Here is an 11479-nt window from a genome sequence, read left to right as displayed (position 1 = left end):
TCAGTTGACGACGCCGTACACGCCTTCGCCGACCAGGCTCGCAATTCGATATTTCTGGATCTTGCCCGACCCTGTCAGTGGGAACGCCTCCGCGCTGAACCACTCCTTGGGCGCCTTGTGGCGCGCCAGTCGCTCGGTGCAGAACTCGACCAGCTCGGCGGCGGTCGGTTGGTCGGACTCGTCCTTCCAGCGGATGACGGCGACAACTCGCTCACCCCACACCTCGTCGGGCACACCCACGACCGCCACGTCGAGAATCTTCGGATGTGTGAAGATCACGGACTCGACCTCACGCGGATAGATGTTCTCACCGCCGCGGATGATCATGTCCTTGAGGCGGCCGGTAACCCGGACGTATCCACGTTCGTCCATCGTCCCCAAATCGCCGGTATGCAACCAACCGTCCTTGTCCACAGTGTCGGCCGAAGCCTCCGGATTACGGAAGTACTCGGTCATGACGAGGTACCCGCGCGCGCAGATCTCGCCTTGTTCGCCGAGCGGCACGCTGTCCCCGGTCACGACGTCGGAGATCTTCACTTCGACCTGCGGCAACGCGAGTCCGACCGTCTCCGACTTGTCCTCGGGGGTGTCGGCCGGGCTGGTCTGTGTGATGACGGGGCTGGCCTCGGTTTGTCCGTAGACGATGCTGAACCCCGCCCCGAAGGCCGACTCCACCGTGCTGACGAGTTCGGGCGGGACCGACGACCCGCCGGATACGACCACCGAACAGGCCGAAAAGTCGCGACTCGCGAAGCTGGCGTCGTTGATCATCGCGATCAGCATCGTCGGCACTCCACTGACCACGTCAGCGTGAAAGCGTTCCGCCGCATCGAGAACCGCAGTCGGATCGAAGTACTGGATCAGGCCGATCGACATTCTTCGCTGCGCGGCGCCGAGAACCAGGATGCCGCACCCGGCGGTGTGGAACAGCGGCATGGCCGACACAACCGAACCCCGCTCAGGGAATCGGCCTCTCCGACTCACAAAATCGGCATTGTTGACCAATCCGCGGTGATGCAACAGAGCACCTTTGGGAACTCCGGTGGTTCCCGACGTGTACTGGATCTGCGCATTGTCGTCAGGCGAGACTTCCGGCAGAGCGCCCCGTTCGCCCGCCCAACCTCGAACCTGGCGATCCCACTCCTCGAAGTTGACTGCGAGAACTTCTTCTCCCGAAATCGAAATCGCCTCGGATGCAACCGCTGCCATATCGCCACCGCGAAACTTTCCGGTGTGGAAGAGCCCCCGAGACTGGGACTGCGACAAGACGTACGCCAGCTCCTCCGCACCCAACGCCGGATTGGCGGTCACCAGAACCATCCCGGCGAGCGCGGCGCCGTATTGCAGAATCATCCATTCCGGAACGTTCGGAGCCCAGACAGTGATCCGATCTCCACAGTCGAACCGAGACAAGAGGTAGTGCGCACACCCCTCTGCTTCGTCGAGAAGCTCCGCGAAGGTCCACGTGCGATCGGTTTCAGCCGCCCCGGAAAGCGAATGCGATTGCGTCGGAACCACTTCTCTGATTGCAATCAGATTCGGCGAGTCCGCGGCGCACTCTCGCAGCAGCCCACCCACCGTTTGCTCCTCTATCGGGTCAGACACGTCAGCGGGGAAGTACGACGTTTCGAGAACACTGCTCATCTCACATCCACTTTCTATCGAGGAGGGGTGTCGGACGCGGGGAGCGGCCCGCCTCCGTCTGGAATCTTGCGTCCGGAATCGCGGTACTGAACCGCGGCATGGAATCCGTCGCGCTCGGCAAAATCCTTGAACCAGCGCCCCTCCGGGGAGTGACGCGTAATTCCGTCGAACAGGGTTGCCAGTACCTGGGTGCCTTGCAATCCCATGTTGTCGTACGCCTGGTTGATCATCATCTTCTGCATGGCCAACTGATTGAGCGGAACACCGGCGATGCGATCCGCCAACGCTTCCACCGCCGAGTCCAATTCGTCGGCCGGCACCGCTTCGAGCGCCAATCCCCAGTCAGCCGCAGTGACACCGTCAATGGTGTCTCCCGTCAACAGCATTCGCTTGGCACGCTGGGCTCCGAGCCGGTACACCCACATCGCCGTCGTCGGGCAACCCCACACACGCGCAGGCGGGTATCCGATGCGAGCGTCGTCGGCCATGATCAGCATGTCGCAGGACAGCGCGATGTCACTCCCACCGGCAATCGCATATCCCTGAACCTTGCAGATCGTCGGCTTGAGCGATCGCCAGAGCGTGAAGAAGTCGTCGGTGTTCTGCTTCATCCCGCGAAAGTCCTTGATGGGGTCCCAGACCGGGCCCTGGTTCCACTTTCCGTCAAGGTCGCCTTCGGCAAACTTCTTGAGGTCGTACCCGGCACAAAACGCCTTGCCCGCACCTTGCAAGACGATCACACGGACCTCGTCGTCGTCATTGGCTGCTGCCACCGCGTTTCGAATGTCCGACGGCATCCGGTCGTCGATCGCGTTGAGCCGATCGGGACGGTTGAGCGTGATATACGCTTTACCACCGGACGTCTCGTACTTCAGGGTCGCAAAATCCGTCATCATCGGTCCTGTCGACAGAGCGCGCCTCGCTCGGAACGAGTTGCGCTAGTTCTGGGTGAGGAGCAGGCGAACGACGCCTGCCCATTGACTGATCGAACGACGCGCAGACGCGTCGCTCTTCTGCACTGCCCGGGGACAGCGCCAAACCACGGAGCATCAGCACCGTCAGATCTGCAATCTGCGAATAGTTCTCGGAAGCAACAATTTCGGGACCGAAAGCGTCGTGGACAACTCGCCGCAGATCCCGTCCGGCGATTCGCTCCGATTCCCGGAGCACCTCGGCCAACACCGGATCCGTCCGCGCTGCGGACCACAGTTCGAGTTCCGCTTGAAATGGCGGCTGAGTCAACGCCGAATACAGAGCGGAGATCGAGTTCTCGATCGTGTCAACCGACGAATCCTGCCGAGACATGGCAGCTCTTACCGCCACCTCGTTCCGTACGACGATGTTCGACACCAACGCCGCAGTGAGCTCCTGCATGTTCGGAAAGTGGTGCAGCAGAGCGCCCCGACTGACTCCGGCAGCGGTTTGCACCGACTGCGCCGTCAGAGATGAATAACCGTCCGCTATCAGTAAATCCGTTGCCGCATCGAGAATCCGGTGGCGCGTCGCTTCGCGCTGCGCATCGCGCAGGGTCACGGTCTCACCTCCAACTTCTCGAGTGGCATGGATCACAGTTTCACAGTCCATTCAGACTGTCAATGGCCGAAAGCCTCCGGCGTACTCTCGATGCACCGGCCCTTCGGACTGATCGGAGCAACACGTGACGACCTCACCGCCGACCGTCTCGCTGACGCTCGACCAACTTGCTTCACGCGCTGCTTCCCTGATCACCGACGACGGTCGGAGAATCCTCGGCATCACGGGCGCACCGGGAGCCGGAAAGTCGACGGTGTCACAGGCAATTGTGCGGAAATTAGGTTCTCGTTGCTCCATCGTCGAGATGGACGGTTTTCATCTTGCCAATCGGGAACTCGACCGACTCGGCAGGCATGAACGCAAAGGCGCACCGGACACCTTCGACGTCGACGGCTACGCGGCTCTACTACGCCGACTCCGAGCCTCGAACTCGACGGTCTATGCTCCGGTCTTCGATCGCGAGTTCGACGAATCAATAGGCAGCACAACGGCTGTCGATCCATGTACACCGCTGATAGTCACCGAGGGGAACTATCTCCTCCTACCCAGTGGTGGATGGCAGGAAGTGCGAGCAGCACTCGACGAGGTCTGGTATCTCGACGTTCCGGAGGAAACTCGGACGAAGCGCTTGGTGAAACGCCACAGCCGCTTCGGAAAGAGTTCCGAAGCGGCTGCAGAGTGGGTGAAACGGGTAGATCAGCCGAACGCCGAGTTGATCAGCGCAGTCAGGCCACGCGCGGATCTGATCGTCAGAATCGAACGGTCCGAGCCTCACTGATGTCAGCTGAAAACCTAAGAACCGCCGCCGGTTCCGAGAAAAGTGGCCAGCCCGGCAACTCCGGCGATTCCGCCGAATATCGCCGCCAATGCACCGGCGACGGTGATAACGCTGTCGAGCGCTTTGAGATCGATGTCGGATGAACCCATGGCAGTCTCCTGGAGTCAGAATTGAAAGTGGGGTTGAATGTGCGCCGAAGTGCGCAATGTTGCACACGTCACTTTACCGGCATTCGCGACCCGAATCAACGAAAATTCTCTCTAAACATGTTGCACTGCAACATATTCAAACAGCAGCTTGCAGGTCCACCGAGGCACGACGACGGCCACCGTCCCGCAGCGCGGGCAGGTGGCCGTCGTTGGATATTGCCGAGGAGTCAGACGCTCGTCACATGCATGACGTGCTTGGCCCTCGTGTACTCCGCCAGTGCGAGCTCCGACAGATCCTTGCCGTAACCCGACCCAGCGAAGCCACCGTGAGGCATCTCAGCGGCGAGCATTCCGTGGGCTCCCACCCAGACGCAGCCGAAGTCCAGTTCGGCCGTCATCCTCATCGCGGTGCCGTGGTCGGACGTCCACACGCTCGACGCGAGAGCGTACTTGGTCCCGTTCGCAAGTTCGATCGCTTCAGCCTCGGTGGAGAACGACTGCACGGTGACAACCGGCCCGAATATCTCTTCCTGGACCAGTTCATCTTCCTGCTGCACCCCGGAAATAACAGTCGGCAGATAGAAAAACCCTGGTCCAGCTGGCTTTCCCCCGCCAATACATACGTTCGTATTTGCTGAGCGTCTCTCTACCAACTCCGCCACTCGATCACGGTGAGCGCGGCTGACCAGGGGGCCGAGACAATCGCCCGATTCCGGTCCGCCCAACCTCAAGTCCGCGGCCGCAGCCGTCAACTTCTCGGTGAACTCCTCCGCAACCTCCTCTTGAACGAGAATCCTCGTCGCAGCGGTGCAATCTTGACCGCTGTTGTAAAAGGCCCCGGCAACAATCCCCGCGACTGCGCCGTCGAGGTCCGCGTCGGCGAAAACAACGGCGGGTGCCTTGCCTCCGAGTTCGAGATGCAACAGCTTGACGTCTTCCGACGCGGCCTTTGCGACCGAAATCCCCGCTCTCGTCGATCCCGTCAGCGCAATCATCCGAGGAACCGGATGAGCGACGAGCGCGGCTCCGGTATCGCGATCGCCGCACACTACGTTCAACACCCCGGGCGGATAGATCTGCGCTGCAAGCACTCCCAGCATCACCGCGGTTTCCGGCGTCTCCTCGGCCGGCTTGAGCACGAGGGTGTTTCCCGTCGCGAGTGCCGGCGCGATCTTCCAGACCGCCATCATCAACGGGTAGTTCCAAGGAGCGATCGCACCGATCACGCCAATGGGTTCACGTCTGACATAAGACGTAGCACCCTCCGTGTACTCCATTGCGGCAACGCCCGGCAGAGAGCGGGCAATACCCGCGAAGTACCGCAGAAAGTCAACACACTGCGGGATCTCGTCGTCTCGCACCTGCCTGAGAGGCTTGCCGGTACTGCGGCATTCGACCTCGAGGAAATATTTCGCGTTTGCTTCCAGCGCGTCCGCGAGGGCCAGCAGCAACTCCTGACGGCGCGCAGGGGTGGACCGGCGCCAGGACCGCGCAGCCTTCTCGGACGAACGGCAGGCTCGGTCGACGTCATCGGCGGAACCGACGGCAGCACGGGCGTATACATTGTCGGTCACCGGATCGACCAGCACGGAAGGTCTACCTGCCGGACTCTCGCACGTTCCGTTGATCACGTGACCAAACGCTGCGACAGTCATCGAAGTTTCCACCGTCATGAGCGCGATCCGGGGAGCGCGACGAAAAACTTCTTCGACGGCTCAACCGTCTCCCAGGTACCGCGAAACGACTGCGGCACGAAAAATGCTTCCCCAGCGGAGAATTCGCGACGGTTTCCATCGAGGTCGATCAGCGCCACCCGGCCGCTGATCATGATGCAGACCTCGTCGTACGGATACGGGTCGCACAAGACCTCGCCGAACGTGGCGCAAGGGACATTTTCGTCCTCACTCCCGGAATGCATTCGGAGTGGACCCGCGCAACGACTTTCGCTTACTTCGAGTGGTGCCGCGCCCGAGGCGTGGCACCACGCACCAGCGAGGAATTGACGTCGTTTCCGGGCGCCAGCACCGTCGAAGGCCTCATCGGCGCCGCGTATGCGGCCACCCGCGAGGCCCTCGACTCCTCGACTCCGCCGGACGCGATCCTGTCGTTGATTCTCGGTTGCGCCCCGGCAGCGGCGCGAGCGGCCCTCGATCTCGGGCTGTCGATTCCCGGTGACGTCTTGATTGCACAGGACAGTGACGAACCCGCCCTGCTGGTTTCCCAGCCCCCGATCACTGCCTTCGACTTCTTCCCCCAAGAACAGGCGGCAGCGGCCGTAGATGCACTGTTGGCTCTGGTCAACGGTGACGAACCCCCAGTTCAGAGCTATACGCGTAGCGAACTCCGCGTGCGAGCGAGCACGGCCCATTCGCTCACACCATAAATTCACCTGGCACCGATAGACTGATTTCCGAATTATCGTCCGTCGCCTGCCGAGAGGAATCAGGTCATCGCGCACCGCTCCCGCGACCGCTTGGCCGGGTATCTCGCCGTAGTGCTGGTCTGTGCACTCGCCCTCCTCGCATCTGTCAGCAGTGCGACCGGCCTCGACCGCGACGTCGCTCCGGTCCGCATCGCCTACGCCGCGGCCGCAGACACTTTCGGCGATCTGTATCTTCCAGAAGGATCGGACGGTGACCTGCCGGTCGTCGTACTCATTCACGGCGGTGGATGGGCCCAGAAGAGCAATCTCGAATACGCGGGCGCGTGGGCAAAAACCCTGACCCCGTACGGAATTGCGGTCTGGAACATCGAATACAGACGCGTCGGCGGTCAGGGTGGTTGGCCGACCACGCTCTCCGATACCGTTACGGCCACCAACGCCCTGGCCGGCATCGTTCAGGAAAAGGCCTCCGGGCGACTGGATTTGAGCCGTGTACACATCGCCGGCTACTCCGCGGGTGGACAACTTGCCGCCTGGGTCGCATCGCGATCCCAACAGGGTGCAGACGCCCCGGAACCAAACCTCTCGGTGCCGGTTCGCTCGACGACGATCATGGCCGGCGTCTTCGACATGACGCTCGCCGCAACCGCGGGCAAAGATCGATTTGTTCGAAATCTTCTGGGCGGCATGCCTACCGATCATCCCGATCGCTACCGCATCGCATCACCGATCGAGCACCTCCCCACCGGCCTCCCCGTCACGGTGATCCACGGACTCGGAGACAAGGTCGTGTCGGTCGAACAGAGTCGGCGCTATGCCCGTGCCGCCCGAGCAGCAGGCGACGTGGTCGATCTGATCGAACTTCCCGGCGTCGGCCACGGCGAGTTCGGCAACCCGACGACCGACGCCTGGGCTACCACCAAGCAAGCAATAATCGGCCACATAAATGCCTCTTGAGCAGGTAATACGGGCCACAGTGCTCTCAGCCGCTCGAAATAGAATTAGCTGAAACTCAATCGATGACGTACGGTGGGGTTATCAGAGGGCAGCCGTCAGTCAGGCAGCCGGTCGCTTCGCCCGGAACAACAGTTCCAGTATTCGTTCCAGGGGCAGACTTCCAGTTCGGTGCAAATCCGCGCCTTTGATCACTACGCACTTTCATCAGTCCCGCAGATTGTTGACCAGGCCGAAGGCTCCGACGGAGTCCGCCGCCAATCGCGTACCGACTGCACCAGTATCAACATGCGCTACACACCGCACGGGCCCAAAGACCCTGCGGTTCAAAGGAATACCTTGATCAACACCATGATTCACCCCGACGACACGAACAACCAGACGAACAGCAACTCGACGAACGGTCTACGGATCCCGACTACTTCGGGCCGGATCCGCGAGCGCGGTATCGAAATCGTCTGCACCCTCTACCGTTGCAGCACCGACGAAGCCGCCGAGCTGTTGCTCCGACATTCTCAGACCAACAACCTCAAGGTCACCAGCCTGATCAAAGCGCTTGTCGCCCTGATCGACGAAGACACGTCCGGCACTGGTTACGGAAGCAGTAACACGCTGGCGTCTCACTTCTGGCTGCGTGAGATCAGAAATCTCAGCCAGGCCCACCGACGCAGCGATCATTTTCATCGCCATCTCGTCGGCGCGTAACCGGCGCTGAGCGACAACTGACCTGAAACGACAGCTGGGGCAGTACACGGAAATCGTGTACTGCCCCAGCTGTCGTGTTTTCAGTTGTCAGGCGGAAGCCGACTCTCGGCAGTCAGGCGGAAGCCGACTCTCGGCAATCAGGCGGAAGCCGATTCCTTGTTCAGGCCCTGCTGAGCACTGTCGGTATCGGTCGCCTCGTCCACGTGCTGCGGAGCGAAGAGCAGGCACACGATGCTCAGGATGCACATGCCGATCAGCAGTGCGATGACCGGCCAGATGCTGCCGGTTGCCTTGTACATCAGCGTCGACACCAGCGGTGACAGTCCGCCGAAGATAGCGCCTGCACCCTGGTACGCCAACGAGATGCTCGTGTAGCGCGCCTGCGGCTTGAACATCTGCGACAGAACAGCGGCGATCGGACCGTACGTGGCCGCCAGCACCAGTCGCATGACAGCGAAGGTCAGGAAGATCAGGAACACGGATCCGGACTTCAGCACCAGGAACTGCGGCGCTGCGAGAATCGCGACTGCCGCAAGGCCCCAGATGACGACGCGGACGCGTCCCACCTTGTCGCCGAGCCACGCCACGCCGAGAGTCGCGATCAACTCGACCACTGCAGCGACACTGAGCGCGTTGAGAATCAACGTCTCCGACAATCCGACGTCGGGGTCGGTTGCGTATGCCGTGATGAAGGTCGTCACGAGGTAGTAGCCGCCGACTGCGACGGGCAGAATGCCGATGCCCAGGATGATCGGGCGCCAGTTGGTCACCAGCGCGTACTTGAGCGGGAGCATTTCCGGTACGTCCGCGGACTTCACCTCGGATTCGAAAACCGGGGACTCTTCGACCTTCAGGCGAACGACCAAGCCGACGAGAATCAGCAGCGCCGAGCAGAGGAACGGCAGTCGCCAAGCCCACTCGCGCAGAGCGTCGTCGCCGAAGGTGGAGAGAATGCTGAAGAAACCTGTGGCCAGGAGCGCGCCGGCCGGGTTGCCCAGCTGAGCGAAACCGCCGTAGAAGGTCTTCTTGTCCTCGGGTGCATGCTCGACGGCCATCAGGACCGCGCCGCCCCATTCGCCGCCGACGGCAAAGCCTTGGACGAAGCGGAGCAGTACCAGCAGTAACGGCGCCCAGAACCCGATCGACGCGTAAGTGGGCAACATGCCGATGAGGAACGTGCCTGCACCCATCAGCGTCAAAGTCACCACCAATGCGGTGCGTCGGCCCATCTTGTCACCGACATGGCCGAACACGATTCCGCCGAGCGGGCGAGCGAAGAAACCGACGGCGTATGTCGCGAACGCCGCCGCAACGCCGGTCAGGCGGTCGGTTCCGGGTGGGAAGAAGATGTCACCGAACACCAGGGCGGCTGCCGTGGCATACACGTAGAAGTCGTACCACTCGATAGTTGTACCGACGAAGGCTGCAAATCCCGCCTTGCGGGCCTTCACGATCTGTTGCTCTCGGTTCATTACTTTTCCTCGGTGGTCGAAGTGCTCGACAATAGGTGGTTATGACCTGAATGTGCGAGTTCGCCGTCGATCCAGGTCTCTCGGACCTCGATCTGCGCAATCGCGTCGGCCGGAACCTCGAGGGGATCCGCGCCCAGAATGACGAAGTCGGCCCGCTTGCCGACCGAGATGCTGCCCAGCTCTGCTTCGCGGCCCAGCGCACGCGCACCGTTGAGGGTATGAGCCTGCAATGCCTGGTCGGCGGTGATGCGGAGTGCATCGGAGCCGAGCTGATGACCCTGACGCGTCACACGAGTAACGGCTGCCTGAATTGCTTCGAGCGGCTTCGGCTCTGCGACGGGGGCGTCGGAGCTGATGGTCACGGGAACTTCGGCAGCGATGAACTCGCCGAGCGGGTTGAACCGCTCGCCCGGAGTGCCGATCGCAGCGGTGACGCCCTCGCCCCAGTTGTAGTAGTGCTGTGGCTGGTTCACCGGGTAGACACCGGCCAGGTTCATCCTTGCGATCTGCTCGGCCGTCGGGAGTCCGCAATGCTCGATGCGGTGACGAGCGTCGGCGTCGGGGTGAGCCTTCTGCGCAGCTTCGATGGCATCGAGCACCATGTCGATGGCGGTCGGTGACTGAGCGTGCGTGGCGGTCTGCAGACCCACCGAATGTGCCTTGGCAATCAGCTCCGAGTAGTCCGCCGGCTCGTGGTAGAGCTGCCCGGTGCGGCACGGGTCGCCCACGTAGCCGTCGGGGAAGTATGCGGTCCAGCCTCCGAGTGTGCCGTCGGCGTAGAACTTGATGCCGCCGAACGCGAGCCGCGAATTGCCGAAGGCGCCGTGCATTCCCGTGTCGATGACGTGATCGAGGAGGTGGCTGAGCATGTACATGCTGACGCGGGTCTTGAGCTGATCCTGCTCGGCCAGACGCAGGTACATGTCGAATTCACGCCGGGTCACCTGGCAGTCACCGATGGTGGTGACGCCACCGGCCAGGAACTTGTCCTGAGCGACCGACAGCTGGCGAAGGTGCTCTTCCGGCTCGTCCTCGAGATGGAAGTTGGGGCCGTGATGGCCGACCTTCACTCCGTTGACGCCGGTGAGAATGTTGCACGCGGCGTCGGAGAGCTCACCGGTGAGTTCGCCGTCTTCATCTCGGAAGAACTCGCCACCGGCCGGATTCTCGGTGCTCGCGTCGATACCGTGCTTGTCGAAAGTGAAGGAGTTGACGACGCCGCCGTGACCGCTCGCGTTCATGAGGTAGACCTCGCGATCGGTGGCCACCTGATCGAGCTCTTCCTTGAGCGGGTGACGCCCTTCGATCAGGTTGCGGTGCTCGTAGCCGTATCCGCGAATCGGGACGCCCGCAGGTGCTGTGAGCGCCGCTTCCTGAAGTAGCGCAATGATTCCGGGGATGGAATGTGCCTTCTCCGGCCCACAGTCCACCCAGCTGAGCATCTGCCCGTACATCAACGGGTGTGCATGTGGATCGACGAAGCCGGGGACGACGGTGGCGCCGTCGAGTTCGACCACCGCGGTTGTGCGAGTGCTCAGCCGACGCGCCTCGGTGCGGCATTCCTCGAGCGTTCCCACCGCTGCAAAGCGGTTTCCGAACACCAGGAACGCTTCGGCTCCCACCGTGCTGTCGTCAACGGTGTGGATCTTGGCGCCGGTGAAGATCGTGCCGGTGGCGTCGAGAGGCGAGGCTTCGTGCGTGTGCAACTTGCGCATGGTGGTCCTTCGTCGAGATGGTGGTGCAGGTCACTGCGTGTTGAGCGAAAACTACGCCCTGACCTGTAGCTATGCAATGCATCAAAGTTTCAGACCAGGCGGTATACAACTTTTTTGTATGAGTTTTCGAGCATTTCTGCACTTAT

12 protein-coding genes are annotated in these 11479 nt (G+C 61.8%); 4 read left to right on the top strand and 8 right to left on the bottom strand.

Annotated elements, in window-relative coordinates; all coding sequences use genetic code 11:
- Genes ABIE52_RS24470 through ABIE52_RS24460 form a run of 3 tightly spaced genes read right to left on the bottom strand, consistent with a single transcriptional unit; the run spans position 1 to position 3177 of the window.
- Positions 1 to 1644, bottom strand: a complete 1644-nt coding sequence (locus tag ABIE52_RS24470) for an AMP-binding protein (protein ID WP_042451563.1) — start codon at positions 1642 to 1644, stop codon at positions 1 to 3.
- A 14-nt stretch (positions 1645 to 1658) separates the two neighbouring features.
- Positions 1659 to 2537 (bottom strand): crotonase/enoyl-CoA hydratase family protein, encoded by an 879-nt coding sequence (locus ABIE52_RS24465; protein ID WP_223304467.1) that lies wholly within the window; start codon positions 2535 to 2537, stop codon positions 1659 to 1661.
- A complete protein-coding gene (locus ABIE52_RS24460) occupies positions 2494 to 3177 on the bottom strand; it encodes a TetR/AcrR family transcriptional regulator (protein WP_354541553.1) in 684 nt (227 codons plus the stop codon). Before ABIE52_RS24460 ends, ABIE52_RS24465 begins: the two co-directional genes overlap by 44 nt.
- Positions 3178 to 3301: 124 nt before the next feature.
- Here ABIE52_RS24460 and ABIE52_RS24455 point away from each other — a divergent pair, with 124 nt between their 5' ends.
- Positions 3302 to 3955: a nucleoside/nucleotide kinase family protein gene (locus tag ABIE52_RS24455; RefSeq protein WP_007730507.1), complete on the top strand. Its 654-nt coding sequence runs from the start codon at positions 3302 to 3304 to the stop codon at positions 3953 to 3955.
- 14 nt (positions 3956 to 3969) lie between these two features.
- Here the strand turns inward: ABIE52_RS24455 and ABIE52_RS24450 are convergent, their stop codons facing one another.
- The 3 genes from ABIE52_RS24450 to ABIE52_RS24440 form a co-directional block, all read right to left on the bottom strand.
- Positions 3970 to 4104, bottom strand: coding sequence for a hypothetical protein (locus ABIE52_RS24450; RefSeq protein ID WP_354541552.1), 135 nt, complete (start codon positions 4102 to 4104; stop codon positions 3970 to 3972).
- A 227-nt stretch (positions 4105 to 4331) separates the two neighbouring features.
- A complete protein-coding gene (locus ABIE52_RS24445; RefSeq protein ID WP_192712748.1) occupies positions 4332 to 5777 on the bottom strand; it encodes an aminobutyraldehyde dehydrogenase in 1446 nt (481 codons plus the stop codon).
- Entirely contained in the window at positions 5774 to 6022 is a 249-nt protein-coding gene (locus ABIE52_RS24440; RefSeq protein ID WP_042451565.1) for a cupin domain-containing protein, read from the bottom strand. The genes ABIE52_RS24445 and ABIE52_RS24440 overlap by 4 nt, the downstream gene beginning before the upstream one ends.
- Here ABIE52_RS24440 and ABIE52_RS24435 point away from each other — a divergent pair.
- The 3 genes from ABIE52_RS24435 to ABIE52_RS24425 all read left to right on the top strand — a co-directional run bounded on the left by ABIE52_RS24435 (position 6017) and on the right by ABIE52_RS24425 (position 8146).
- Positions 6017 to 6487 (top strand): substrate-binding domain-containing protein, encoded by a 471-nt coding sequence (locus ABIE52_RS24435; RefSeq protein ID WP_354541551.1) that lies wholly within the window; start codon positions 6017 to 6019, stop codon positions 6485 to 6487. The two genes, ABIE52_RS24440 and ABIE52_RS24435, sit on opposite strands and share 6 nt — an antisense overlap.
- Before the next feature lie 90 nt (positions 6488 to 6577).
- Complete coding sequence (locus tag ABIE52_RS24430) at positions 6578 to 7444, top strand: alpha/beta hydrolase family protein (RefSeq protein ID WP_030536126.1); 867 nt, start codon at positions 6578 to 6580, stop codon at positions 7442 to 7444.
- A 336-nt stretch (positions 7445 to 7780) separates the two neighbouring features.
- Positions 7781 to 8146 carry a hypothetical protein gene (locus ABIE52_RS24425; protein WP_007730475.1) on the top strand — a complete coding sequence of 122 codons (366 nt, stop codon included), beginning with the start codon at positions 7781 to 7783 and terminating at the stop codon, positions 8144 to 8146.
- Between the two features lie 137 nt (positions 8147 to 8283).
- Here ABIE52_RS24425 and ABIE52_RS24420 read toward each other — a convergent pair whose 3' ends face one another.
- A complete protein-coding gene (locus ABIE52_RS24420) occupies positions 8284 to 9618 on the bottom strand; it encodes an MFS transporter (RefSeq protein ID WP_050656991.1) in 1335 nt (444 codons plus the stop codon).
- On the bottom strand, positions 9618 to 11333 hold the full coding sequence (locus ABIE52_RS24415; RefSeq protein WP_030536127.1) for an amidohydrolase: 1716 nt from the start codon (positions 11331 to 11333) through the stop codon (positions 9618 to 9620). The genes ABIE52_RS24420 and ABIE52_RS24415 overlap by 1 nt, the downstream gene beginning before the upstream one ends.
- Between the last annotated feature and the right edge of the window lie 146 nt (positions 11334 to 11479).

Origin of the sequence: Rhodococcus sp. OAS809, from assembly GCF_040546695.1 — a bacterium.
Classification (GTDB): domain Bacteria; phylum Actinomycetota; class Actinomycetes; order Mycobacteriales; family Mycobacteriaceae; genus Rhodococcus_F; species Rhodococcus_F qingshengii.
This window is presented reverse-complemented; position numbering and strand designations above follow the sequence as displayed.

What these genes read in the sequence shown, in the direction of transcription:
- ABIE52_RS24470 (WP_042451563.1), bottom strand. Translation starts at nt 1,644, where the DNA reads ATGAGCAGTGTTCTCGAAACGTCGTACTTCCCCGCTGACGTGTCTGAC.
- ABIE52_RS24465 (WP_223304467.1), bottom strand. Translation starts at nt 2,537, where the DNA reads ATGACGGATTTTGCGACCCTGAAGTACGAGACGTCCGGTGGTAAAGCG.
- ABIE52_RS24450 (WP_354541552.1), bottom strand. Translation starts at nt 4,104, where the DNA reads ATGGGTTCATCCGACATCGATCTCAAAGCGCTCGACAGCGTTATCACC.
- ABIE52_RS24445 (WP_192712748.1), bottom strand. Translation starts at nt 5,777, where the DNA reads ATGACGGTGGAAACTTCGATGACTGTCGCAGCGTTTGGTCACGTGATC.
- ABIE52_RS24435 (WP_354541551.1), top strand. Translation starts at nt 6,017, where the DNA reads ATGCATTCGGAGTGGACCCGCGCAACGACTTTCGCTTACTTCGAGTGG.
- ABIE52_RS24440 (WP_042451565.1), bottom strand. Translation starts at nt 6,022, where the DNA reads ATGCATTCCGGGAGTGAGGACGAAAATGTCCCTTGCGCCACGTTCGGC.
- ABIE52_RS24420 (WP_050656991.1), bottom strand. Translation starts at nt 9,618, where the DNA reads ATGAACCGAGAGCAACAGATCGTGAAGGCCCGCAAGGCGGGATTTGCA.
- ABIE52_RS24415 (WP_030536127.1), bottom strand. Translation starts at nt 11,333, where the DNA reads ATGCGCAAGTTGCACACGCACGAAGCCTCGCCTCTCGACGCCACCGGC.